The organism is Burkholderia sp. AU31652 (assembly GCF_002223155.1).
Lineage (GTDB): Bacteria > Pseudomonadota > Gammaproteobacteria > Burkholderiales > Burkholderiaceae > Burkholderia.
This window is the reverse complement of the sequence record NZ_NKFG01000007.1, coordinates 558,008-584,845: the sequence shown is the minus strand read 5'-3', so window position 1 is coordinate 584,845 and position 26,838 is coordinate 558,008. Positions and strand designations below refer to the sequence as shown.

Genomic DNA, 26,838 nt, shown 5'->3' with positions numbered 1-26,838 from the left:
CTTAGAATGCGCTGAGTTCGACGGTGGGCTGGCGGGCGTCGGCGTGCAGCGCGCGGTGTCCCAGGGTCAGGTTCCGGATGCGAACGCCCGGATTGGCCAGCACCTCGCCGATGACGGACGTCAGCTCGTGGGCGACGCCTTGCACCAGCGCCTCGCTGAACCGCCCCGCGTGATAGACGACGCGGATCGCGAGGCCCTCGGCGCGCGGTTCGGCCAGGAACCAGAAGTCCGTTGCGGCTTCCGTGTCCGCGCCCTGCGGGTCGTGGTCCGGCAGCTCGGCGATATGCACTTGTCCCGCATAGCGATCGACGGGGCCGTGTCGCTGGTTCTGCAGCGTCAGGCCGATGTCGAAGAGCGGATTGCGTCCCGCCACGCGTTTGACGTGCAGCTCGTCGAGCAGGCGATCGAGCGGATACAGCGGGTGCGAGAACGCTTCGAGGGTGGTGTCCCGCACCCGGGTGAGCAGCGTGTCGAACCGGTCGTCGCCCGCGACGCGATCGCGCAGCGCCAGCACGTTCAGGTAGGGGCCGACCTGCGACTCGAGTTCGGGCAGCTCGCGGCCCGCGACCGGCGTGCCGACGACGATGTCCTCCTGGCCGGAACGGCGGTAGAACAGCGCCTTGATCGCGGACAGCAGCGCGATGAACAAGGTCGCGCCGTGGCGCTTGCCGAGCGATTCCAGCGCCGTCGTCTCGGCGGCGGGCAGCTCGAATCGCCAGGATTTCCAGCTCGGCTCGACCGGCTGCGCGACGTCGCCCGGCAGGTCCAGCGCGCGCAGGCCGCCGCCCAGCTTGGTCAGCCAGTAGTCCTTCATGCGCGCGCCGTCCGGCCCGGCGAGCAGGCGGTTCAGCCAGCCGGCGTAATCCTTGTACTGGATCGGGAGCGCGGGCAGCGGATCGTCGCGACGCTGGACGAATGCGTCGTAGAGCGCCGACAGGTCGTCGAGCAGGACCTCCGTGGACCAGCCGTCGCTCACGATGTGATGCATCGTGCAGATGCAGACGTGACGGACTTCGGAGAGCCTGAGCAGCTTGACGCGGAACAGCGGGCCGGCGGCGAGATCCATCGGCACGAGCCGTTCGCTTGCCTGGATCGACGCGGCCTGGGCATCGCGATCCTCGGCCTCCTGCAGATCCACGACTTCGACCGGGAACGCGGCTTCGCCGGGCGGCAGGACTTGCTGGACCGGCTGGTTGCCTTCCAGCACGAAACGCGTGCGCAGGATCTCGTGACGCTCGCTCAACGCGCGGAACGCCCGCACGAGCGCGTCCACGTCCAGCACGCCCTCGAACAGCAGCGACGTGGGCAGCGGCCCGCCGGCTTGCGCCGCATGGAGGCGATCCTGCACCCACAGCCGCGTCTGGGCCGGGGAGAGCGCGTAGCTTGCCTGCGCCGGCAGCGGCGTCACCGGCGCGTAGTCGATCGGCTGCGTATCGGCGATGCGCTTCGCGAGGCTCGAGATGGTGGGGAGTGCGAACAGGCTGCGGATTTCCAGCTTCGCATGCAGGTCGCGACGGATGCGCGCGACGACCTTCGTCGCCAGCAGCGAATTGCCGCCCAGCTCGAAGAAATTGGCGGTCGTGCTGATCCGCGCGTGGCCGAGCACTTCCTGCCAGATGGCCGTCAACTGCGCTTCGAGCGCGTTGACGGGCGCCACGTAGTCCAGGCCGTCGCCGGGTTCGGGCAGTTTGGCGCGATCGAGCTTGCCGTTGGGCAGTTGCTCGAACGCGCTCACGACGACGAACGCGGCGGGCACCATGTAATCCGGCAGCCGTTGCCGCAGGCGGCCGCGCACCGCGTCGACCAGTTCGGCTTCGGGATGCGACGAGCACAGCCATGCGACCAGTCTCGCGCCGTCGTCCACGCCGCGCAGCGCCACGACGGCGGCGTCGACCAGCGGGTGCGACGTCAGCGCCGCCTCGATTTCACCGGGTTCGATGCGCAGGCCGCGCAGCTTGATCTGGTGATCGATGCGGCCGAGGAACTCGATGTTGCCGTCGGGCCGGTAGCGCGCGAGATCGCCGGTGCGGTAGAGGCGTGCGAGCGGGTCGGCGGAGAACGGATCAGCGATGAACTTCCCGGCGCTCAGTTCGGGTTCGCCGTGGTAGCCGCGCCCGACCGGCGTGCCGCCGATCAGCAGTTCTCCGGGCACACCGATCGGCGTGGGCTGCATCTGCGCGTCGACGATGTAGAGGCGGGTGTTGGCGATCGGCCGGCCGATCGGGACGATGCGGTGCGGATCGTCGCGGCGGCACTCCCACGCGGTCACGTCGACGGCGGCCTCGGTCGGGCCGTAGAGGTTGTACAGCCTGACGTCCAGGCGCTCGAGGCAACGCTGCTGCAGGTCGTGGGGCAACGCCTCGCCGCTGCATACGACGCGGCGCAGCGATGCGCAGTGCGCGTCGAGGTCGGGATGGTCGAGGAACGCACGCAGCATCGACGGCACGAAATGGATCGTGGTGATGCGTTCGCGCTCGATGAGTTCGACCAGATAGTCGGTCTCACGCTGGCCGCCGGGGCGGGCGAACACGAGGCGCGCGCCGGTGACGAGCGGCCAGAAGAGTTCCCAGACCGAGACGTCGAAGCTGAACGGGGTCTTCTGCAGCACGGCATCGTCGGCGCCGAGCGCGTAGGCGTGTTGCATCCACAGGATGCGGTTGGTGATCGCGCGATGGGTGTTGAGCGCGCCCTTGGGGCGGCCGGTCGAGCCGGACGTGTAGATCATGTAGGCGAGGTTGTCGCCGTTCAGCGTGGGCGCGGGGTTGGACGCAGCAGTGGCATCGAGGTCGAGCGAGTCGCTATCGACGACGATCACGTGTGCGGAGGTCTCGGGCAGAGCGTCGCGCAGATGCTGCTGGGTGAGGAGCCAGCGCAACTGCGCGTGGTCGATCATGAAGCGCACGCGCTCGGCGGGGTAGTCGGGGTCGACGGGGACGTAAGCGCCGCCGGCCTTGAGGATCGCGAGCAATGCGACGCTCATGTCGAGCGAGCGCTCCATCGCGACGCCGACGAGCGCATCGGGGCCGACGCCGAGCGCGATGAGGTGGTGGGCGAGGCGGTTGGCGCGCAGGTTGAGTTCGGCGTAGGTGAGCGTCTGGTCATCGAAGACGGCCGCGACGGCATCGGGCGTGCGCTCGACCTGCTGTTCGAACAACCGATGCAGCGGTTGCGCGGCGGCCTCGCCGAAATCCGTGTCGGTGCGGTTCCACTCGACCGTCATCAGGTTCCGCTCCGCGTCGCTCATCAACGGCAGTTTGGCAACGGCGGCCGACGCATCGTCCGCGAGATGCGTCAGCAGGGTCCGGTAGATGTCGAGGAAACGCTGCACCGTGCTCGCGTCGAACAGATCGGTGTTGTAGTCGCAATCGATCAGGAGTGCCTGCCCCGCGTCGAGCACGTTGACGTTCAGGTCGAACGCGGTATGGCGGATCAGCGGCGCCACGAGGCCGACCGTCAGGCCGGGCAGTTCGGGCAGCGCCGACACGGGTTCGAGGTTGAAGACCGCCGACACCAGCGGCGCGGCGTTGAGATCGCGCTGTGCGCCGATTTCGCGGACCAGCTCGGCGAACGGATAATCCTGGTGCTCGAGCGCGTCGAGCAGGTTCTGCCGGGTGCCGGCCAGGAAGCTGGCCACGGTGGCCTGCTCGGGCAGCGTGGAGCGCAGCGGGAGCAGATGCGTGCAGTAGCCGGCGAGGCGGTCGCTCCCGGCCACGGAGCGGCCGGTCACCGGGATGCCGGTGACGATCGCTTGCTGGCCGGCGACGCGGTGCAGGAACAGATTGAAGCCCGCGAGCAGCACCATGTAGAGCGTGCAGCCGTTCTGACGGGCCGCGGTGCGCAGCGTCGCGGCCGCCGCCGTGTCCAGATGCAGCGACACGCGCCCGCCGTGAAACGTCTTCATCGCGGGCCGCGGGTAGTCCACCGGGAGATTCAGCGGGGCGGCCTGGTGCGCGCATTGCGCCAGCCAGTACTCGCGATTCGCCTTCGTTTCCGGGCTGTGGCGCTGGCCGTCGAGCTGCTTCAGGTACGCGCGAAACTGCAGCGGCGCGTCGGCCGGCGCCGCACCGGCATACGCGCGGGCCAGGTCCTCGAGCAGGACCCCGAACGTCGAGCCGTCACAGATGATGTGATGGGCCGTCATCACCAGCAGGTGACGCTCGCTGCCCAGGCGCACGAGCGCGGCCCGAAAGAGCGGGCCGTTCACGAGGTCGAACGGCTGGCGGCTTTCCTGCTCCCGCCACGCGTCCTGCTCCGTGTCGATCAGCGGGATCTCGAGTGTCAGCGACGGATGCACGATCTGGCCCGACCCGTCCGCCATCACCGTGGTGCGCAGCGCCTCGTGCCGGTCGACCAGGCTCTGGACGGCCGCGCGCATCGCGGCTTCGTCGAGCCGGCCGTTCAGTTCGAGCGTGGTGTTGACGTTGTAGGCGAGCGACCCTTCGGGATCGATTTCCGACAGCACCCACAGCTGGCGTTGCGCTTCGCTCAGCGCGGCCACCGTGCCGTGTTTCGAATGCGGCCGGATGAAGCCGCCCCGGCGCAGGTCGGCGACGCTGTCCTTCACCGCCCGGATGAAGCGGTCGATATCCTCGTCCGTATGCGCGGTGGACAGGAAGCAGGTGCGCCATTCCCAGATGTAGATGCCCTTTTCGAGCATGTGATAGAAGAACAGGTCGAGGTTCTCGGTGAATTCGAAGCGGAACATCGAGCCGAACCACGTGACCTTGATCGGCGCCTCGGCCTCCACGAAGAACGCATTCAACGTGTCGGCGATCTGCGCGGTGCGTTCGTTGAGCGCGGCCTGCAGCGCCGGGCCTTCCTGTTCGATCTTCTCCAGCACGGCCAGCGCGGCCGCCATCGCGAGCGGATACTGGCAGAAGGTGCCGCCGAACGCGGTGCGATCCGCGGCGGGGAACGAGTGGTCGCCGTAGGTCCACATGCCGCCGTCGATCGCATCCATGAAGCGGCTGGTGCCGGCGATCACGCCCAGCGGCAGGCCGCCGCCGATGATCTTGCCGTACGTCGCGAGATCGGCCCTGATGCCGAACATCGCTTGCGAGCCGCCCGGATGGACGCGGAAGCCGGTGATCATTTCGTCGAAGATCAGGGCGACGCCGGCCTCCTCGGTGATGCGGCGCAGTTCCTTCAGGAATGCGACGGGTTGCAGCGAAGGGTTGCGGCTCTGCACCGGCTCCACCATCACGGCGGCGAGCGTCGACGCCATCCCGCGAATGGCCTCGAGCGCGGCGTCGCTGCCGTAGTCGAGCAGGATCATGTTCTCGACCGAGCCGAACGGGACGCCGGGGGCGATGGTTTCCGTCACGCCGTCCGCGTTCGCCGCGGCGAGCGTGCCGTCGGCGTGGCCGTGATACGAATGCGTGAACATCACGATCTTGTCGCGCCCGGTCACGGCGCGCGCGAGCCGCATCGCGGTCATGACGGCCTCGGTGCCGGTGTTCGAGAACGCCACGCGATCGAGGCCGGTCACGCGGGCAAAGCGCGCGGCGACTTCACCGACGAGGCTGGAGCGCGCGCCCAGTTCGAGCGGGCGCTGCCATTCCCGGGTGACCTGCTGCTGGATGAAATCCGGCGTGTGGCCGAACAGATGCACGCCGAAGCCCATCGTGAAATCGATGTACTCGTTGCCGTCGATGTCCCACAGCCGCGAGCCGGCCGCGCGATCGCCGACGATCGGATACAGCATCTCCTTGGTCGAAAAGCGGAAGCCGACCGTGGCGCGGCTGTCGGCCAGCACCGGGCGCGACGCCTGCACCGAGTCCTTCGATTTCCGGGTGCGCGTCGTGTAGCGCACGATCAGCGCCTCGAGATGCTCCTGCTGCGCGGCGGACAAGCCGCGCGCGCGCTGCTGGACCGGGCTGCCCCACGGCATCATCGGCTTGGGCGGCGCATTGTCGGCCGCGGGCGCCGCGGCGGCGGCTGGTGCGGGCTTCGCCGCGGGCGCGGCGGCCGGTGCCGCGATCGCCGCCTTGGGGGCGACGCTCGCCGTGCTCGCGACGGCTTGCGCGGCGGCCGTCGCCGGCCGGACGCCGGCCTGCCCGGTCAGCGACGTGCGCAGCAGTTCCATCTGCTGGCTCATCACGTGGGACAGCAGCTGATTCTGCTCCCGCAACACGCGCTCGACCGTCGAGCCGCCTTCGGCTGCCACCCATTCCACCGGCGCGGCGGCGAGCGGCGCAAGCGCCTGCGCAGACGGTGCGACCGCAACCGCAACCGCCGCCGTGGACGGTTCCGCCACAGCCTCGGAAGCGCCCACGACCTCGGCCCCGGTCGGCGCGGCGGCCGCCGGCAGGTTGTCCGCGACATATTCGGCGAGCGCCTGCACCGTCGCCAGGTCTTCGAAGAAGCGGCGCATGGCCAGCTTCACGCCGTACTCCGCCTCGATGTGCCGGATGGCCTCGATCAGCACGATCGAGTCGGCGCCCATCTCGAGGAAGGGCAGTTCGATGTTGATGGTGTCGGGATCGGCCTGGATCAATTCGCCGATCTTGCCGCGAAGCCATTCGAGCACCTCGCCGCTGCGATTGTGCGTCGGTGCGGCGGCGAGGGGTGATGCGCTTGTCTGAGTCATGGACGTGTCCGCTTTCTGGAACCAGGTACGGCTGCGTTGGAAGGGATAGGACGGCAATGCGATGCGTGCGGGTGCGGGTGTTTCGGTCGGGGCCCAGTCGACATCGACGCCGCGGGCATACAGGGTCGACAGCGTTTCGATCAGCGCTTGCTGCTCGACTTGCGGCCGCTGCAGGGCAAGGAACTGGATCCCGGCGTCCGGCGCACAGCACGCGCGGGCCAGGTTGACGAGCACCGGCTTGGGGCCGATTTCGACCAGCACGTTGAAACCGGCTTCGGCGAGGCGCTCGACGCTGCTCGCGAACTGCACCGGCTCACGGCAGTGCCGGCGCCAGTACAGGTCGGTGGGCGCGTCGTCCATCACGGCGCCCGTGAGATTCGAATAGAACGGGAGCGCCGGGCGCGCGACGGGCACGGCTTTCGCCGCCGCCTGGAAGCGGTCCAGCATCGGCTCGAGCAGCGGCGAGTGAAACGCGTGCGACGTATTGAGCGGCACGGACCGGATGTCCTGCGCGGCGAACGCGTCGACCAGCATCGCGATGCGCTCGCGCTTGCCGGAGATCACGATGCTCGCCGGGCCGTTGACGGCCGCCACCGCGACCTCGTGCGGCCACGCTTCGATCGCGCGCTCGACGGTGGCGAGGTCGGTGAAGATGGCCGCCATTTCGCCGTCGCGGGGCAACGCCTGCATCAGCCGGCCGCGTTCGGCGATCAGCCGCAGGCCGTCTTCCGGCGAGAAGACGCCGGCCGCGCACGCCGCCGCGTACTCGCCGACGCTGTGGCCCATCACGGCGTCGGGCACCACCCCGAACGACGCCAGCAACGTGGTGAGCGCGTACTGCAGCGAGAACAGGGCCGGCTGGCTGTAGCCGGTCTGGTGAATGTCCTCGCCCTGGGCCGACAGCACGTCGAGCAACGGCTTGTCGAGCAGCGGATCGGCCACCGCGCGGCAGCGGTCGATGGCGTCGCGGAACACCGGATACGCGTCGTACAGGCGGCGGCCCATGCCGGCGTATTGCGCGCCCTGGCCGGTGAACAGGAAGGCCATCTTCACGCGGGGCGCGGGCTGCGTCGTGCCGGCGGGTTCCTTCGCGTGGAAGGCGCGCAGCTTGTCGAGGGCGTCGTCGAGCGACGTCACCGGCCACGCGAGCCGATGCGCGAAATGCGAGCGGCCGGTCGCCGCCGAAAAGGCCACGGCCGCGATGTCGAGACCGGGTTCGGCTTCGAGCCGCCGCTGATAGCGCCCGGCAAGCTCGCGCAACGCCGCAGGGGTCTTGGCCGACAGCACCAGCGGATGCACCTTGTGTCTCGACGGTGTCGCCGGCCGCGCCGACGCGGGCGCTTCTTCGAGCACCAGATGGGCATTGGTGCCGCTCGCGCCGAACGCGCTGACGCCGGCTCGCCGCGGCCGCTCGCCGCGCGGCCACGCGCTCGCCTCGGCGCAGATCTCGAGGGGCAGCGTGTCCCACTGCACCAGCGGGCTCGGCTGGCGGAAATGCAGGTGGGCGGGCAGGCGGTCGTGGTTCAGCGACAGCACGACCTTGATGACCCCCGCGATGCCGGCGGCGGACTCCGTGTGGCCGATGTTGGTTTTCACGGAGCCGACGCGCAGCCGCCGGCCCGCGTCGCGGCCATCGCCGAACACCGTCGCCAGCGCCTGCAACTCGACGGGATCGCCCAGCGGGGTGCCGGTGCCGTGCGCTTCCACGTAATCGATGGACGCGGCGGGCAGCCCACCCAGTGCCTGGCGGATCACGGCTTCCTGCGCCCGTCCGTTCGGCGCGGTAAAGCCGCTCGACGCGCCGTCGTGGTTGACGGCCGAACCCCGCAGCACGGCCAGCACGCGATCGCCCGCGGCGAGCGCGTCGGACAGGCGCTTGAGCACCAGCGCGCCGCAGCCTTCGCTGCGCACGAAGCCGTCCGCGGACGCGTCGAAGGTCTTGCAGCGGCCGTCCGGCGCCAGCGCCCGCGTGCGCGAGACGGCGATGGAGTTGTCCGGCGACAGGATCAGGTTGACGCCGCCCGCGATGGCGAGATCGCACTCGCCGCTGCGCAGGTTCTGGCTGGCGGTATGGATCGCGGTGAGCGACGACGAGCACGCGGTATCGATCGCCATGCTCGGCCCTTGCAGGCCCAGTCCGTAGGAGATGCGGCCGGCCGCCGTGTTCAGCGGATTGCCGGTGAAGAAATAGCCGTCGATGCCGGCGCCGCCGCCGTTGCGAAGCTGCAGGTTCGCGTAATCGTTGGTGGTGATGCCGACGAACACGCCGGTCCGGCTGCCCTTGAGACTGTCGACCGGAATGCCGGCGTGCTCCAGCGCTTCGTGACTGACTTCGAGCAACAGCCGCTGCTGCGGGTCCATCGCGTTCGCTTCGCGCGGCGTGATGCGGAAGAACGCCGGATCGAACTGGTCGACGTCGTCGAGAAAACCGCCGAAGCGGCAGTACATGCGCCCCGGCTTTTCAGGATCGGGATCGTAGTACGCGTCGACATCCCAGCGCTCGCGCGGCACTTCGGAGATCGCATCCACCCCGTCGTTCAGCAGATTCCAGTAGGCGTCGAGATCGTGCGCGGTGCCCGGAAACCGGCAGCTCATGCCGACGATCGCGATCGGCTCGGGCGTGCCGGCGTCGCGGGCCTCGATGGCCGGCGCGATCGGTCGCGGCTGCGGCACGGCCTGCGCCGGTGCCGCATGTGCGTCCGCCGCCATGCCGGACGCCTGCTCCGCGAGGAAATCCGCGAGGGCGTTGACCGTCGGATGATCGAACAACAGCGCGACCGACAACGGAATGCCCAGCGCGGTTTCGAGCTGCGTGCGCACGTCCAGCGCCATCAGCGAATCCATGCCCATCTCGAAGAAGCCGAGATCGCGATCGAGCGTCCCCGCGTCGTAGCCGAGCACCTGGGCCACCGCGCGATCGATGCTGTCCGCCAGCAGGCGCTTGCGCTCGCGCGGCGACGCGTCGCTCAACGCCGGCATCGACGGCGCGCCGGGCGCGCTTTTGGCCACTCGCACGCGGTCGAGGAACGGCCTGGGTCCGCGCGCCTCGTAGGAGCCCTGGAACAGCGCCAGGTCGATATCGACGACCGCGACCTGCGGCACGGCGGGGAGCCGATTCAGCACGTCGAGCGCGCGATCCGCCGCCAGCGACCGGATGCCGACCCGCCGCAGCAGCGCTTCCGCCTCGGGGAACGTCATGCCGCCTTGCGCCCACGGCCCCCAGTTCACGCTCAGCGCCGGCAGGCCCTGGCCGCGACGATGATGCGCGAGCGCGTCGAGGAAGCGGTTCGCGGCGCTGTAGTGCGCCTGCTCGCGCGAACCCCACGCGGACGCGATCGACGAAAACAGGATGAAGAAATCGAGCGGAAAGTGCCCGCTGTGCTGATGGAGCAGCCACGCGCCGGCGACCTTCGGTTGCAGCACCGCGTCCAGCTCCTCGCGCCCGACCTGCATGATCGGCTTGTAGCCGACGATGCCGGCCGCGTGCACGATGCCCCGCAGCGGCACGCCGTCGCACCGGAGCGCGGCGAAGAAAGCGGCGACCGCCGCGGGGTCGGCGATATCGACGCGCTCGCAGCGCAGCGTGACGTTCCGCTCGCGCAGTTCGTCGATCGCCCGCCGGCTCTCGTCGCTCGCGGCCCCTTGCCGGCCAACCAGGATCAGCGTGCGTGCGCCGCGCGCCGCCAGCCACCGGGCGGTGTGCAGCCCGAGCGCGCCGAACCCGCCGGTGATCAGGTAGGCCGCGTCCGGGTCGACCGGCAGCGCGGCGGTTTCGGCTGGCGCGAGCGGGCTCAGGCGCGCGGCATGGCGCGCGCCGTGCCGCAACGCCACATGTTCCTCGCGGCTCTCGCCGAGTAGTTCCAGGAGCAGCGCCTGCGTCTCGTCTTCCGGCGCGGCCGGGTCGAGATCGATCGCGGTGCCGAACCATTCCGGATGCTCGATCATCGCCCCGCGTGCCAGGCCCGACAGCGCAGCCTGCGCGAGCCCGGATACGTGCGGCGCTGCGCCGGCTTCCACCGCGTCGCGCGTGACCACCGAGATCCTGGGCCGGGTCGAAGGCGTCCACTCGCGCTCACTGCCGACCACCGCATGCACGAGATGCAGCAGCGCCGTGGACATGCGCGTCTCGCCGACGGCTTCGTCCAGCGCCCACAGAAAGACGATGCGCTGGCCGGGGGCGGCGGTCTCGTTCAGCAGGCGGACGAAGTCGTCCGGCCGCTCGGGCGCGACCTGCCAGCCCGCTTCCACGTCGCCGAGATAGTCGAGGCCGGGGCGCACCAGCGAGCAGGCTGCGCCGCGCGCCCGCAGCAGCGCCGCAAGCCGCTCGCCGGCACCGCTCGCGTCCGCGAAGATCAGCCACGGGGACGCGTCGGCGGCCGTCTGTGCCGCCGGCAATGCGGCCTGCGGCTCCCACACCACGTGATAGAGCGGGCTTTCGTTCGACGCGGTGGTTTTGGCGGGGGCGAATGCCGTCCTGAGCAGGTCCGGAAACGCGTTCAGCATGTCCTCCGGGTACTTGCCGGACGACTTGAGGTGCCGCACCGCGGCGTCGATGCTGCCGGCATCCATGCCGACGACGGGCGACGGGATCTTCTCCAGGCTGAAGCGCTGCCGCTCGAACGGGTAGTTCGGCAGGGTCGTGGCGGGCTGGGCGGGCGCCGGGAACAGCGCGCGCCAGTCGAACTGCGCGCCCTGCACGTACAGCGCCGCGAGTGCGTGTTCCAGTGCATCGCCCGCGCAGGGCGGCGGCAGCCAGCCGTCGGCGAGCCCTTCCGGCGGGTGCGGCGCATCGGCTTGATCCGACGCGCCGGCCAGTTGCAACCAGTACGACGGGTGTGTCACCTCGTCGGTCACTTCGGTGCCGAGACAGCCCGAAATCAGGCGGACCGACGGCCGTGCGAGCGAGATGTCCTGAAGCACGGCGCGCAATGCTTCGGCATCCGAACGGGCGGCCACGACGCGCAGCGCGTCGGCCACGCTCACGACGCCCGCCACGCAGGTCGCGACATATTCGCCGATACCGTGGCCCGACACGACGGCCGGGCGGATGCCCCATTCCTTCCACAGTTCGGCCCACGCGAACTGGATCGCGAAGCGGCCCGCGTCGGTATCGACTGCCTCCAGCGGCACCGCGCAACGCGCGAACGCATCGCGGAACAGCGGTTCCGATGCGTGGAGCGCGCGTGCGACGCCGGTGTCCGGCGCGCCGAACCCGAAGCCCACGCGCAACGCCTTGCCCGTGCGCGCCGCTGCCGCCGACGCTGCCCTCACGCCCGACACATAGGCCGCGCGAAACGGATAGTGACTCCGTCCGGTGGCGGCGGCGCGGCAGATGGCGGCCAGCTCCTGCGGCGTCGCGCCGTCGATCGCGCGCTCGTAGCGCTGCACGAGCGCCGCCAGCGCCGCTTCGGATCGTGCCGACAGCAGCAGCAGCGCGCGCTGCGCGGCGTGCGCCGGCGCGACGGGCGGCTCCTCGACGATCGCATGGGCATTGGTGCCGCTGAATCCGAACGCGCTCACCCCGGCGATGCGCTTGCGTTCCCCGCGCTGCCACGCGACCGGATCGGCGGCGACGCGGATCGGGATCTCCTGCCACGGCGTATGCGGATTGGGTCGGGTGAAATGCAGGTGCGCCGGAATCCGGTCGTGCTCGAACGACAGCAGGACCTTGATCAGGCCGGCGATGCCGGAGGCCGATTCCAGATGCCCGATATTGGTCTTGACCGAACCGATCACGAGCGGCTCGTCCGCCGTGCGCCCGGCGCCGTAGACGCCGGCCAGCGCTTCGACCTCGATCGGGTCGCCGAGGGACGTCCCGGTACCGTGGGCCTCGACATACGAGACGTCGCCGGGCGCGACGCCGGCCTGGTTCAGCGCGCGGCGGATCACCCGTTCCTGCGAATCGCGGCTCGGCACGGTCAGCCCGCCGCCCGCGCCGCCCTGGTCGACCGCCGTGCCGCGCACGATGCCGAGCACCCGGTCGCCGTCGGCGAGCGCGTCGGCGAGGCGCTTGAGCACCACCATGCCGCACCCTTCGCCGCGCACGTAGCCGTCCGCCGCCGCGTCGAAGGTCTTGCAGCGGCCGTCCGGCGACAGCATGCGCGCTTGCGAGAAACTGACCATGACCTCGGGCGACAGCATCAGGTTGACGCCGCCCGCGAGCGCCATGCCGGTTTCGCGCGAGCGCAGGCTTTCGCAGGCCAGGTGCAGGCACACCAGCGACGACGAGCAGGCGGTGTCGATCGCCATGCTCGGGCCGGTGAGGCCCAGCACGAACGACAGCCGGCCCGCGGCCATGTTCAGCGCGCTGCCCGTGCCCGCGTAGCTGCTCGACGGCATCGACGCATTGGACACCTGGATCGCGTGGTCGAAGCAGGTGATGCCGACGTACACGCCCGTGGCGGACTGGCGGAAGCGCTCGGGCGCGAGATGGGCGTTCTCGAGCGCCTCCCACGCCACTTCGAGCAGGAGCCGTTGCTGCGGATCGAGGTAGGTCGCTTCGCGCGGCGCGATCCCGAAGAACGCCGCGTCGAATTGATCCACGCGTTCGAGAAAGGCGCCGTGGCGGGTCGCCATCTTGCCGGGCGCGGACGGATCGGGGTCGTAATAGCGATCGATGTCCCAGCGTTCGCCCGGCACTTCGGTGACGGCATCGCGCGCGCCGTCGAGCAGTTGCCAGAACGCGTCCGGCGTATCGCTGCGGCCGGGGAAGCGGCAAGCCATGCCGATGACGGCGATCGGCTCGTTGCGGTCCGAACGCAGCGCCGCGATTTCCGCGCGCCGCAGGCGCAATTCGTCGAGCGCGGCTTTCAGTGCATGCGTGGCCTTGGCGTTCATTGGGTGCCGATCTCCTGGGCGATCAGTTCGGAAAGGTCGTCCTCGTCGAGGTCGTCGGATGCTTCGTCGACGACCTGCGCGGGGAGCGACGGCGACAGTTCGTTGAGCACGTACTGGGCGAGCGCCCGCAGGTTCGGATAGGAAAAGAACAGCGTCGCGCGAAACGGCCGGCCGAACACCTTGGTGAGGTGGTCCGTCAGTTCGAGCGCGACCAGCGAATCCAGGCCGAGATCGAGCAGCGATTGCTCGGGCGCGATCGCGTCGGGGCCGGACAGACGCAAGGTCTCGGCGAGCATCGCCGCGAGCGTGTCGGTGACGAGCTCGACCCGCTCGCGCGGCGCGCATGCATGCAGCTGGCGCAGCAACGCCGTGTCCTGCTGCACGGGCTGCGCGGCCGGTTGCGCCAGCTCGGAAAACAGCGCGGAACCGGCGGCCGGCGCATCGACCCGGAACAGGGTCGGCCAGTCGATTTGCGCGACCCCGGACTGGGCGACGCCGGACGCCATCAGCCGTTCCAGCGTCGCGATGGCCAGTTCGGGCGGCAGCGTGCCGACGCCGAGCGCGCCCAGCTGTTCGTGCGCGCGCCGTCCGTAGTCGGTGGCGGCGTGGCCGATCTCCGCCCACGGCCCCCAATTGACGCTGAGCCCCGGTTGCCCCTGCGCGCGCCGATGCTGGGCGAGCGCGTCGAGGAAGCTGTTCGCCGCCGCGTAGTTGCCCTGGCCCGGCATGGTGATCAGCGCGGCCATCGACGAGAACAGCACGAAATGGTCGAGCGGCAAGCCGGCCGTCAGCTCGTGCAGATACCAGGCGCCGTCGGCCTTGCCGCTGCCGGCGCGATGGAAGGCGTCGTCGTCCTGGCGCGTCAGCAGCGCATCGTCGAGCGCGCCGGCGAGATGAAAGACCCCTTTGAGCGGCGGCATCGACTGCGCGATTTCACCGAGCGCCTGCTCGACGTCCTCGCGACGCGACAGGTCGGCGCGAATGAACCGCGCGTCGAGCGTGCGCAGGATTTTCTCGTGCGCGGCGGAAGGTTCGCCGCGCCCCAGCAGGACGATTTTCCCGGCGCCGTGGTCGGCGAGCCAGGACGCGAGCCGCAGGCCGAGCCCGCCGAGCCCGCCGGTCACGAGATACGTTGCGTCATCGTGGAACCGGATCGGCCGGTGGCTGACGAATTCGCGATTGTCGCGGGCGATGCGCGCGACGTAGCGCTGGTCGCGGCGAAACGCGACCATGTCTTCCCGGCCGCCCGCCTGTACCGCTTGCACGATGTGCGCCGCCGACGGCTGCGCGGGATCGAGGTCGACGAGCCCGCCCCACAGCGCCGCATGCTCGACCGCGATCGCGCGGCCCAATCCCCACAGCGGGGCCTGCGCCACCGCGATCGATTCGCCCTCCAGAACATTCATCGCGCCCGACGTCACCAGCCATAGACGCGCCTGCCGGGCCGACGGCGCGCGTGACGCAAGCGCCCTGACCAGGTGCAGCACGCTCGCGCTGGCACGCCGTCTCGCCGCGATGTCGGCGGGCGCGAGATCGAGACTCCACAGGTGGATGACGCCCTTCAGCGGGCGGTCGGGCGCGGGCAGGTCCGGCGTCGCGTCGGCGAAGCGCAGCGTGCACGTATCGCCGTTGGCTTCCAGCAGCGCCGACAGCTGTGCGCCCACGTCGCCGCGGTCCGCGAGAATCAGCCACTCGCCCTGCGCGGAACCGCCGGTTGCCGCGTCGACGTTCGACGGTCTCCAGACGCGTTGATAAAGCAGCGCGGCGAAGTCGTGCCGCTCGGCGGCGCGCCCCGCGCGCACCTGCTGCAACCGCAGCCCATCGATCTCGATCAGCAGTCGCCCTGCAAGGTCATGGACGCGGATGTCGCCCTCCAGCGTGCCCTGTCCGACCGGCTTGCGCAGCGTGGCGTGACTCCATGCGTCGGTCGACGACGGCGGCTGATGCACTCGTACCGCACCGATCGAGCTGGGCAGGTACAGGTCGCCCGACGCCAGCGCGTCCGGATCGATGGCGGCGGCGAGCACGCGGCTGCACGCGTCGAGAAAGGCGGGGTGGACCTGGTACGGCGAAGATGCCAGCGCGTCGGCCGGCAGGCTGATTTTCCCCAGCGCCTCGCCGGTCGTACGCCAGATCTGCCGGATCGCGTCGAACACGCCGTCGATCTGCACGCCGTGCTGCCGGATTTCGCCATTGAAGTCCGCGCCCGACGTCGTTTCCGGGCAGCGGGCCTGCACCTCGGCGGCATCGAATCGCGTCTGCGCGGCGGCTTGCCTGGGCGCGCACATCTCCCGTAGTCGACGCAACTGCGGAAGATTGCCGAGGATCCGCTCGACCGGCGGACCGAAATCCAGCAGGCAGGCCACTTCATCCACGCCGATCGACGCGAGATCCCGCACCAGGTCGACGCAGGTTTCCGGCGTGCCGATGAGCCCGCGCGATTGCGCGAAGCGTTCATAGAGAAACTCGACGAACTCGTCCAGTTCGCGTGCGCCCATCGCGCGCACGTCGACCGACTGGCCGCGGCTCTGCGCCAGCCCGTTCAACAGCCCGATATTGCCGCGGATGTAGTTGCAGAACGGCACACGCGCCTGTTCGCGCGCCTGCGCCGCATCGTCGCCGACGAACGTGTGCAGCATCACGGACACGGTGCCGGCCGCCGGATCGAAGCCGTGCTTCGCGCGCGCGTCGCGGTAGAGGGCGATCTTGTGCGCGAGCTGGTCGCGATCCTGGTCGAGCACGTGGGTCAGCAGGTTGGCGCCGGTTTCGCCGGCGCGCACGAACGTCTGCGGATTGCTCGCGGCGGTCACCCACACGGGCAGCTCCGGCTGCACCGGCGTCGGATAGATGCGCAACTGCACCGGCTTGCCGACACCGTTCGTCGCCTCCAGCATGCCGCCGCGCCACAGATGCTGGACCGTGCGCATCGTCGCCAGCATGTCGTCCTGCCGGCTCGCATATTTGTCCGGGGCGAACACGAAGTCGTCCGGATTCCATCCGGACGCGAACGACACGCCCACGCGGCCGTTCGACAGGTTGTCCACCATCGACCATTCTTCCGCGATCCGGATCGGGTTGTGCAGCGCCGCGACCACGCTGCCCGCGACCAGCTTCACGCGCTGGGTGGCAGCGGCGAGCGCGGCGTGCAGGACGGCGGGATTCGGGTACAGCGAGCCGAATTCGGTGAAATGGCGCTCCGGCACCCAGACGCTGGAAAACCCGTTCGCATCGGCGAAACGCGCGCTTTCCATCACGAGCTGGTACTTGTTGCCGGACAGCGCCTCTTCACTGCTGGCGAAGAACATCAGGCCGAATTTCATGCGTGGCTCCGATCCGATTCGTGAATTTCGGCACTCGCGCACATCTGCCACGTCGGGGTGGCGCGGGTGTCATCGATCCGGTGATAGACGGCAAACGAAAACGGTCCCCAGGACCGGCGGCTCAGCACGGTCTGCACGGTGCGCGATGCATGCGGATGCAGCGGCAACGGCGCATGCAGCGCGAGGTCCTTCAACGTCGTATGGCCGGCAGCACCGATTTCCGACGTGGCCGACAGCGCCATTTCCACGAACGCGGAATAGGGCAGGACGGGCGAACCCTTGACGCGATGACCGTCGAGAAAGGTGGTGGCCGGCGCATCGAGACGCGATTGCCAGATCCACGTGGCCGGCGCATGCGCGTGCTGCTCCATGAGGCGCCCGAGCAACGGATGCCGGGGCGCATGTGGCGTGATCCAGAAGCGGCGACGCTCGAACGGGTAGGTGGGCAGCGCGAGCCGGCGGTGCGGTGCGCCCCGCTCCACGGCATCCCAGTCGATCGACGCGCCGCGTACGTACAGCGTGGCGAGCGTGTGCAGGATCGCGTCCCACGCGGCCGTGTGCGTGCCGATTTCGATCACGACGCGGTTTTCCGCCGCACCGCCGTCCGGCGTCTGCGGCATGTCCGCCCACGAGGCTGCGGCGCGATGCCCGTCGCCCGCGCTGCTGACGGCATTCGGCGTGATGCCGAACGACATCCACAGTTGCGCGAGCGCGCGCTGGAATGCCGTGAACCCGGCTTCCGCGGGCGCGAGCCCGGGCGCCTCGGATGCCTCGGACTGCCGCTGCATCAGCGCATCGAAAGCGGGGCAGGCCGAGCGCAATTGCCGAACCGCGTCGGCGCTGCCGCCGTCGTCGGCGCAAAAGTGGAATGTCACCACAGGCGGCGTTTCGGCTGGCTCGCCGGACGAAGCGGCGTCAAGTTGCGAACGCAACGAATCGAGACTCGATGCGACGATGGCCGCGCGCCGCGTGAAGTGAGTGCGCCCGGTATTGGCCGTGAATGCGAAATCCCGCACACGGGCCTCGGGATGGGCGTCGAGGTAGGCCGCATAGGACGCAGCGAGCGCGTGCAACGCTTCCGGCGTGCGCGCGGAGAGCGTCACGACGTGCGCCGCGGGCGCTGCCAGGTCGGCTTCGATCTCCGCGGGCCGGGGCGCTTCGGACAGGATCAGGTGCGCGTTGGTGCCGCCGAAGCCGAACGAACTGACGCCGGCCACGCGCGGCCCGTGTTCCGAATGCCACGGCGTGACCTGCTGCGGCATGCGGAACGGCGTGCCGTCGAGCGCGATCTGCGGATTGATCGACTGGAAATGGAGGTTCGGCGGAATGGCGCGATGGTGTAGCGCAAGGGCGGTCTTGATCAGGCTGGCGATGCCCGCCGCCGATTCCAGGTGGCCGATGTTGGTCTTGACCGAGCCGATCCAGCAGTGCTCGTCCGGCCGGCGGGATTCGTTCAGGACGGCCGCCAGCGCGTTCAATTCGATCGGGTCGCCGAGCGGCGTGCCCGTCCCGTGCGCCTCGACGAAACCGATGTCCTGCGCGCGTACGCCGGCATCGCGCAGCGCACTGTGAATCACGGCCTGCTGGGCCGGGCCGTTGGGCGCGGTCAGGCCATGGCTGCGTCCATCCTGATTCACCGCGGAGCCGCGGATCAAGGCGAACACGGTGTCGCCGTTCGCGAGCGCATCGTCGAGCCGCTTGAGCAGCACCATGCCCACGCCTTCGCCGCGCACGTAACCGTTCGCTGATGCATCGAACGCCTTGCATCGGCCGTCCGGCGACAGCATGCCCGCTTGCGTGAAGGACGCGCTCAATTGCGGCGCCAGAATCAGGTTGACCCCGCCGGCCAGTGCCGCATCGGACTCGCCGCGCTGCAGAGCGCGGCACGCCTGATGCACCGCGACGAGCGAGGACGAACACGCGGTATCGACCGCCCAGCTTGGGCCGCGCAGATCGAGCGCGTAGGAAATGCGGTTGGCGGCGACGCTGAGCGCATTGCCCGTCGCGACATAAGGGCCGACGTCCGCGACTTCGTCCTGCGCCAGCCGGATGTAGTCCGAATTGCTGATGCCGACGATGACCGCGGTGCGGCCGCCGGCGAGACTGCCGGGTGCGATCCCCGCATGCTCGAGCGTCTCCCAGGCCACCTCCAGCAGCAGACGCTGTTGCGGATCCATCGATTCGGCTTCGCGTGCGCTGATGCCGAAGAACGCCGCATCGAACTGATCGACCTGGTCCAGCAGTCCGGCGGGCGGAAGGTCGGCGCCGCGCTGCGTCGACGCGCCGACCGCGTCCCGGCCCTCCAGCAGCAGCTGCCAGAATGCGTCGGGATTGCCGGCGCCGGGGAAACGGCATCCCATGCCGACGATCGCGATATCCGCGCGTGCTGCGGCCGAGCCGGGCGCCGGGTCCGGCATGGCGTTCCCGGTGCCGCTCAAATGGCGCGCCAGCAGCGAAATACTCGGAAAATCGTAGACGACGGTCGGGGAAACCGGCCGCCCGAGCCAGTCCTGCAACTCGCCCGAGAGCTGGATGGCGTCCTTCGAATCGAGCCCGTGGATGCTGAACGGTGCGTCGGGGTCGATCTTGCCGGCGTCGATTCCCGACAGACGCGAGACACGTTCGATGCACCATTGCACCAGCGCTTGCGTGTCGCGTGGCGTGGCCGGTTGCGGGGCGGCCGGCGGCGCGGAGAACGCACGGCGCCACTCGCCCGCGATCGCGAGTCCCTGTTCATCGATGAATGCCTGCCTGATCCGGCTCCGCTGGATTTTGCCGCTGGACGTGCGCAGGATCGTGGCGGGCTTCAACAGCACAGCCGCATACAGATCGACGTCGTGCGCTTCGGCGAGCGTGCGCCGGATCTCCGCGGCGACGGCTTCCGCGTCCAGCGTGTTGAGCGCTTCCCGGCGCACTTCACAGGCGACGACGATCCGCTCCACGTTGTCGACGTTGATCGAGAAAGCCGCCGATGCATTGGGCGCCAGCGCGGGGTGGCTTCCCTCCGCGGTTTGTTCGAGATCCTGCGGGTAGTGATTGCGGCCGGCGACGATGATGAGGTCTTTCAAACGGCCGGTGACGAACAGATCCTCGCCATCGACGAAACCGAGATCGCCCGTGCGCAGGTAACGCGCATCATCGCCATCCAGCTTCGCGCGGAAGGTGCGCTCCGTTTCCTCGACGCGGTTCCAGTAGCCGACGCCGACGCTCGGGCCCGTCAACCAGATTTCGCCGATCCGGCCGGGCGCGCAGCGCTCACCGGTATCCGGATTCACGATCCGCAGGCGGTGCTCCGCCCAGGTCCGACCGCAAGAGACCAGCGCGTGGCGCTTGCCTTGGTCGCTTCTCGTCGCCACGCCTTGCGCGAGGCCGTCGGCGTCGTAGTCCGCCACGCGCGGCAGCGAGCGTGCCGGCTGACCGGAGATGAACAAGGTCGCCTCGGCCATCCCGTAGACCGGGCGCATGGTGTGCGCGTGGAAGCCGCATGCGGCGAAGGCGCGCGAAAAACGCGCCACCGACTCCGCGCGCACCGGTTCCGCGCCGTTGAACGCAACCCGCCAGCTGCTCAGATCGAGCTGCGCGCGCGCTTCATCGGAGATTTTGCGCGCGCACAGGTCATACGCGAAATCCGGCGCGGCGCAATGCGTGCCGCGATACTTCGTGATGGCCTGCAGCCAGCGGAGGGGCTTCTGCACGAACGCCGCGGGCGCCATCAGCACCGACAGCACGCCGAGATAGATCGGCAGCAGCACCTTCCCGAAGAACCCCATGTCGTGAAACACCGGGAGCCAGCTGACGAACACCGTCGACGCATCGGCATCGCTCGCCTCGGCGATGACCGCCATGTTGCTCAGGATGTTCGCATGACTGATCATCACGCCTTTCGGCGTACCGGTGGAGCCTGACGTGTATTGCAGAAGCGCCAGCGTCTGCGGCGTGATGTCCGGTGCGCGCCAGTGTTCGGCCGGCGCGTCGAAGCGCTGGTCCGTCGCGAGGATCTTCAGTTCCAGCGTGTCGGAGTAACCGTCCGCGTGATGCGCGATGCCGTCGAGTGTGGCTGCATCGGTCAGCGCGACGACCGGCCCGGCGTCGGCGACGATCGCCTTGAGACGATCGGCGGGGCGATGCCTGCGCGGTGGATACGCAGGTACGCCGATCAGGCCGGCGTACAGGCATCCGACCCATGCGCAGATGAATTCGAGCCCGGGCGGATAGACCAGCAGGACGCGATCGCCCGGTTGCGCGATGTCCTGCAGCCTGGCGGCGATGCCGCGCGCCCGCTTGTCGAGGTCGCCGAACGTGAGCCGGGTCAGTTCCGCTTCGCCGTTCTCGAGAAAAATGAATGCCGTCTTCTCCGGTTCGACCTTGCCGCGAAACAACAGAATTTCTGTAACAGTCCTGAATTTTGTATCGGGAAGCATGCTCAACCTTCGTTGTCTTCTAAACGTTGAATATCTCAGGACCGGTCGTGGCGATCCCGCCAAGCGTGCTTCGTTGGACGGTATTGAAATTAGAGCATCGCTCTAATCCGACGTCTGCCCCGTAATCCAAGGACACGGCGTTTCGCGCACCGGATCAATACGGCTTGTTATTGAGGTGCACGCTCGCGCTTGCTAACGATCGGCGCTTCCTTCGAGGTCGGGCGCGTACGGGTCCAGCAGTGACACGACGACCTTGCGCTCGCCTTCGAACGGGTTGCGGCCATGCGCGAAGCGCATGTTGTCGACCAGCAGGACGTCGCCTCGCTGCCATGGAAACGTGATCGCGCATGCGCGGAACGCGGTGCGGATCTGCTCGAGGTCGGCGAGATCGAATGGACTCCCGTCGCCGTGGCTGGCATTGCGCGGAATGCGATCCTCGCCGAACAGGCTGACGATCGAACGGGCGAGCGAGGCTTCCAGGTTCGACAGATGGAACAGATGGGCCTGATTGAAGAACACCCGGTCGCCGGTGACCGGATGGTAGGCCACGCCCTGGTTGACCTGGGCGGTGCGCAACGTGTCGTCGTCGAGCCATTCATGCTCGATGCCGTTGTCCGCGCAGAAGGCGGCAACCTGGCTGCGGTCGCGGGTCTGGAACACGGTTTCCCACGGAATGTCGACGTGCCGCCGGTAGTGCCTGACATAGCGGACCTGTTTCGCTTCGAAGTGATCCAGGAGGCGCGGTCCGATCCGGCGGCTCACCTCCCGCATGTCGGCAATCGGCGTTTCGCCGCCGGTCGCGGCCGGCGTCAGGCAACAGAATGCGACTCTCAGCGGCCAGCTTCGTTGATATGCGTTTTCGCAATGAAGGGCGATCGTCTCGCTCGGCGGATACTCGGTTGCGGTGAAGATGCCGTTGCCGATCGAGGTGCGTGGCGTGGAACGATAGACGTAGTCGGACTGATGGGCCGAAATCGCGTGAGCAAACGCTTCGAAGCCGCCCACGGATGAAACGTCGAAGCCGCGAAACAGCAGTGCGCCATGTTCCACCAGCCGGGATTCGAGTGCCACCCGGTTGTCGTTCACCGCCCGCGCGAGATCACGCCCGTTCGACACGGGTTCCAGCAGCCACGGCGAGCTACCCTCGGCAAGCAGCTTGCGTTCCGTCATGCCCAGCATCGTCAATAGTCCTTTCCTGTACGTGGATCACGACGCAACCGAACGGGTCGGCCTGCGTGGTCGCGCCGCGGTGCGGCTAGGCACGGCAGGCCGTTTCCACGGCATGCTCGAAGCGATTGAGGATTTCGTGGATATCCGCATCCGAAACGATCAGCGGCGGCAGGAACCGGAGTACCGCACCGTTGCGCCCGCCGGTTTCGACGATGAGCCCGTTTTGCAGGCAGTTCCGCTTGATGGCTTTTGCCCGTTCCGTGTGGGGCGGGCCGGTTCGACCATGGGTGCCGGGCACGACGACTTCAGCGCCGATCATCAGGCCGCGGCCGCGAATCTGGCCGAGGCACGGAAAGCGTTCGGCAAGCCCCTCGAGGCCGGCCACCAGCAGTTTGCCGACCCGGTCCGCGTGTGCCGACAGATTCTCCCGTTCGACGATGCGCATGGTCGACAAGCCGGCCACCATCGCGATCTGGTTGCCTCGAAAGGTGCCGGCATGCGCGCCGGGCGGCCAGGTGTCCAGACGCTCGTCATAGACCACCACCGATAACGGATAGCCGCCGCCGAATGCCTTCGACAGCACCAGGACGTCCGGCCGGATGCCGGAATGTTCGACAGCGAACAGCGCGCCGGTTCGACCGAGTCCGGTCTGCACTTCATCGACGATCAACGGGATTTCATGCCGCAGCGTCAGCTCACGCAACTCGATCAGCCAGGTGTCGGGAGCGGGGATGCAACCCCCTTCGCCTTGCACGACTTCGACGATGATGGCCGCCGGTTTGGTGATCCCGCTCTCGGGATCGGACAGGACGGTCCGGATGTAGTTGATGCTGAGTTGATCGGTCGCCGAGCCGTCGGTGCCGAACGGGCAGCGAAAGGCATAGGGATAGGGCAGGAAATGAACGTCGCGTCCGTTGCCGCCGGCCGATTTCGGCGTGAGGTTTCCCGACACGGCGAGTGCGCCGGCCGTCATGCCGTGGTAGGCGCCGTGGAACGCCATGATCGCCGGGCGGCCCGTATAGTGCCGGGTCAGCTTGATCGCCGCTTCGACGCCGTCCGCCCCACTTGGGCTACAAAACTGGATCTTGCCGGATTCGGCGATCTTCCCGGGCAGGAGCGAGAAAAGCTGCTCGACGAACGCGTGCTTGGCCGGCGTCGCCAGGTCGAGTGCCTGTTGCATCTGATCGGACGACAGAAACCGCATCACGGCTTCATTGACTTCCGGGTGATTGTGTCCGAGCGCGAGCGTGCCCGCATTCGACAGGCAGTCGATGTATTCCTGCCCGTCGGCGTCGCGTACGCGTATGCCCTTGGCATGGGTAAACAGCCGCGGGAAAGAGGTTGCGTAGGTTCGCGCGTTCGATTCGACCTGCTTAAGATACTCGATTTTTTCCATGCGCGAAGATCCGGCTTGCGAGGCGGATTGATGGACACTGGCGCACGAGAATCGCTTCATCCCGGCCAATGGTGTTAACGGTACGACCGGATTGGAGCATGGTCTCCGCATCACGTCTGTCACGTAAAAATGGGACATCGTCCAGGCGACGTCACCCCGTCATGCCATTCCCCTCCGCTCATCGAAGCGGGGCTTCCAGGTGCGCCGTCAGGCAGCGAGCGTCGAACAGAAATAATCGATGGTCCGCCGCAGCCCCGTTTCGAGCCCGATCGTCGGCTCCCAGTCGAGGTGGGCGCGTGCGAGGCTGATGTCGGGGCAACGTTGGGTCGGATCATCCTTTGGCAGCGGACGGAATACGAGCCGCGACTTCGAGCCGGTCAGGCGCAAGATGATCTGCGCCAGTTCGCTGACCGCGATCTCGTGTGGATTGCCGAGGTTGATCGGGCCGGTGAGCTCCGCGGGCGTGGCCATCATCCGGATCAAACCGTCGACCATGTCGTCGACATAGCAGAAGGCCCGGGTCTGGCTGCCGTCGCCATACAGCGTGATGTCCTCGCCGCGCAGCGCCTGCACGATGAAGTTGGACACCACGCGGCCGTCGTTGGGATGCATGCGCGGCCCGTACGTGTTGAAGATGCGGACCACCTTGATGCGTACGTTCTGCTGGCGGTGATAGTCGAAGAACAGCGTCTCCGCGCATCGTTTGCCTTCGTCGTAGCAGGCGCGCGGCCCGAGCGGGTTGACGTTGCCGCGGTAACTTTCCGGTTGCGGGTGCACGTCAGGGTCGCCGTACACCTCGCTCGTCGAGGTTTGCAGAACGCGCGCATGCGTGCGCTTGGCGAGCCCCAGCATGTTGATCGCGCCCATCACGCTGGTCTTGGTGGTCTGCACGGGATCGAATTGATAGTGGATCGGCGAAGCCGGGCAGGCGAGGTTGTAGATCTCGTCCACCTCCACGTACAACGGAAAGGTGACGTCGTGACGCAGCGCCTCGAAGCTCGGGTTGCCGAGCAGCGCCGCGACGTTCTGCTTCGTGCCGGTGAAATAGTTGTCGACGCACAAGACGTCGTGACCGAGTTCGACCAGGCGCTCGCAAAGATGCGAACCGAGGAAACCCGCGCCACCTGTTACGAGGATTCGCTTTCGATTACGTTGCACAATGGCACTCCAAGTATCGCGCGCAGGGAAGCGACGCGGCCTCCCGACTTGCTTGACCGGCCCGCGGCTCCGGCAGGGGAGCGGATCAGGCGCGCGGGCGTTTTCATTCGACGATCACGGCACCGGCCGGCACGCCGATCGCGAGGATCGGCCCGTCATGCCTGCAGTGCGCTCGACGCGGCGTGTTCCGCGCGCCGCATGCGCGCCGCGATGACGCCGGCCATCGTCCGCATTTCGTTTCTCAGAAAGAAATGATCTCCATCGATGACGTGAAAATCGAAGCGCCCGGTCGTCGCGGCGCCCCAGCCCGCAACGGCATCGACGGGGACCTCGTTGTCCCCCCGGCCCGCGAATGCGGTGATATCCACCGCCAGCCTGGGCCCGGGCACGGGCCGGTGGTTTTCGATCAGCGTGAAATCCGCACGCAGCGCCGGCATCAGCAGCGCCATCAGTTCGCCGTTGTCCAGCACCGCTTTCGGTGTGCCGCCCATCTCGCGCAGCGCATCGATGAAGGCGCGATCATCCAGCGCCTGCATGCGCCGATCGTGGCGCTCCTGGCCCGGTGCGGCACGCGCGCTCACGAACAGATGCCGCAGGTTCGGTCGTGCGTGGGCGGGAAGTCGCAGGGCCAGTTCGGCCGCAATCGCCGCGCCCATGCTGTGTCCGAGCAGCGCGAAGGGACGATCGAAGCAGTTGTCCAGGTCGCGCAGCAACGTGTCGACCAGCGTCGACATGTCTCGGATGGCAGGCTCGGACAGGCGGCCGCCTCGGCCGGCAAGTTCATGACGGCGCACTTCGATGCCGGGCAACAAGGTTTGCAGCGCGCGGTAGACGGCGGCCGAGCCGCCCGCATACGGAAAACAGATCAGACGCATGCGAGCGGGGACTCGAGCGGCGCATTGGCTGCCGGCGCACAGGCGATCGCGCTGTGGAAATTCACGGGTTCGGCGTTTGTCACCATTCAGGTTCCAGTCGTTGTTGGCATGGCGATGCGTAGGCAAGCCTCACTTGGAGCGCAACGGGTGCGGCAGCGACGCGCGTGTTGGTTCACACGTCGATAGCCGGTTCGTCGTCGCTGTGTACAAGCAGTGCGTCAAGCACATCGGAATTCATCGAAGCATTGACGGGCTTCATGAACCTTCAAGGTGCGCGCGCCGCCCGGATTCGGAATGCGCCCGATCCGGCTGGGCATGAGTTAAACATGCGGCCGCGCGGATGTATGTCGTAGGAAGAGGGGACGCGCGTCGTCGGACATGTCGAATCCGTCCCTATCTGAATGGAGGGCGGCGTGGACACCGCGGAGTGCAGCGTCGCCCCCTTTGCCCACAGAGGTCGCCCGGCGCACAATACCCGTCGGAAATCTCTTCGGAGGCTGCCCGACATGGCCAGGTTCCAGCCCGATGGATGGCACACCGTCACGCCCCGGATCGTCGTGCCTGATCCTGAAAACCTGATCGAATTCATCCGAACGGTATTTCACGCACAGGGCGAGTACCGCCCGGGGCTGCCCGCGGAAATCAGGATCGGTGATTCCGTCGTGATGATCAGCGGGGAAGATGGCCTGCGTGAGCCGATGCCGGCATTCCTGTACGTGTATGTCGAGGATGCCGACCTGACCTACCGGCGGGCGCTTGCAGCGGGTGCGACCACGCTCGAAGCCCCCGCCGACATGCCGTACGGCGACAGGCGGGCGATGGTGCAGGATCCGTGGGGGAATCGATGGCAGATCGCAACGCATCAGCGCGACCTGTCGGTTGACGAGATTCGTTCGAGGCTGACGAACGGCGGCTAGATACCCGTCGGAGTGCGTCGAAGTGATCAGGATGCCTTTCTTCACTCCCAGATGATCGTCGGCACGGCTTCGCGCACTCGTCACGTACCGCTTCGCCCCTGCCCCTGTCGCAATCGTCAAGATTCACGTCGCGTATCGGTAAAACCTCCCCGTTC

Annotated in this window: 8 protein-coding genes; 1 reads left to right on the top strand and 7 read right to left on the bottom strand. The window is 68.3% G+C overall.

The annotated features are described in order from the left end of the window. Position 1: 1 nt before the first annotated feature. The 7 genes from CFB40_RS34520 to CFB40_RS34490 all read right to left on the bottom strand — a co-directional run bounded on the left by CFB40_RS34520 (position 2) and on the right by CFB40_RS34490 (position 25,766). The gene (locus CFB40_RS34520; RefSeq protein ID WP_089433859.1) at positions 2 to 13,426 is read right to left on the bottom strand and encodes a hybrid non-ribosomal peptide synthetase/type I polyketide synthase; all 13,425 of its coding nucleotides are present in this window, start codon (positions 13,424 to 13,426) and stop codon (positions 2 to 4) included. Then, the gene (locus CFB40_RS34515; RefSeq protein WP_089433858.1) at positions 13,423 to 16,746 is read right to left on the bottom strand and encodes a bifunctional LLM class flavin-dependent oxidoreductase/SDR family oxidoreductase; all 3,324 of its coding nucleotides are present in this window, start codon (positions 16,744 to 16,746) and stop codon (positions 13,423 to 13,425) included. Before CFB40_RS34515 ends, CFB40_RS34520 begins: the two co-directional genes overlap by 4 nt. Then, a complete protein-coding gene (locus CFB40_RS34510; RefSeq protein WP_089433857.1) occupies positions 16,743 to 21,167 on the bottom strand; it encodes a beta-ketoacyl synthase N-terminal-like domain-containing protein in 4,425 nt (1,474 codons plus the stop codon). Before CFB40_RS34510 ends, CFB40_RS34515 begins: the two co-directional genes overlap by 4 nt. Positions 21,168 to 21,359: 192 nt before the next feature. After that, a complete protein-coding gene (locus CFB40_RS34505; protein ID WP_089434035.1) occupies positions 21,360 to 22,346 on the bottom strand; it encodes a TauD/TfdA family dioxygenase in 987 nt (328 codons plus the stop codon). A gap of 76 nt (positions 22,347 to 22,422) precedes the next feature. Next, complete coding sequence (locus CFB40_RS34500; RefSeq protein WP_089429886.1) at positions 22,423 to 23,733, bottom strand: diaminobutyrate--2-oxoglutarate transaminase family protein; 1,311 nt, start codon at positions 23,731 to 23,733, stop codon at positions 22,423 to 22,425. A 207-nt stretch (positions 23,734 to 23,940) separates the two neighbouring features. After that, positions 23,941 to 24,891 carry a UDP-glucuronic acid decarboxylase family protein gene (locus tag CFB40_RS34495; RefSeq protein WP_089429885.1) on the bottom strand — a complete coding sequence of 317 codons (951 nt, stop codon included), beginning with the start codon at positions 24,889 to 24,891 and terminating at the stop codon, positions 23,941 to 23,943. A 155-nt stretch (positions 24,892 to 25,046) separates the two neighbouring features. Further along, positions 25,047 to 25,766: a thioesterase II family protein gene (locus CFB40_RS34490; RefSeq protein WP_089433856.1), complete on the bottom strand. Its 720-nt coding sequence runs from the start codon at positions 25,764 to 25,766 to the stop codon at positions 25,047 to 25,049. 413 nt (positions 25,767 to 26,179) lie between these two features. Here CFB40_RS34490 and CFB40_RS34485 point away from each other — a divergent pair, with 413 nt between their 5' ends. Beyond that, on the top strand, positions 26,180 to 26,683 hold the full coding sequence (locus tag CFB40_RS34485) for a VOC family protein (RefSeq protein ID WP_254600283.1): 504 nt from the start codon (positions 26,180 to 26,182) through the stop codon (positions 26,681 to 26,683). Positions 26,684 to 26,838: the final 155 nt, after the last annotated feature.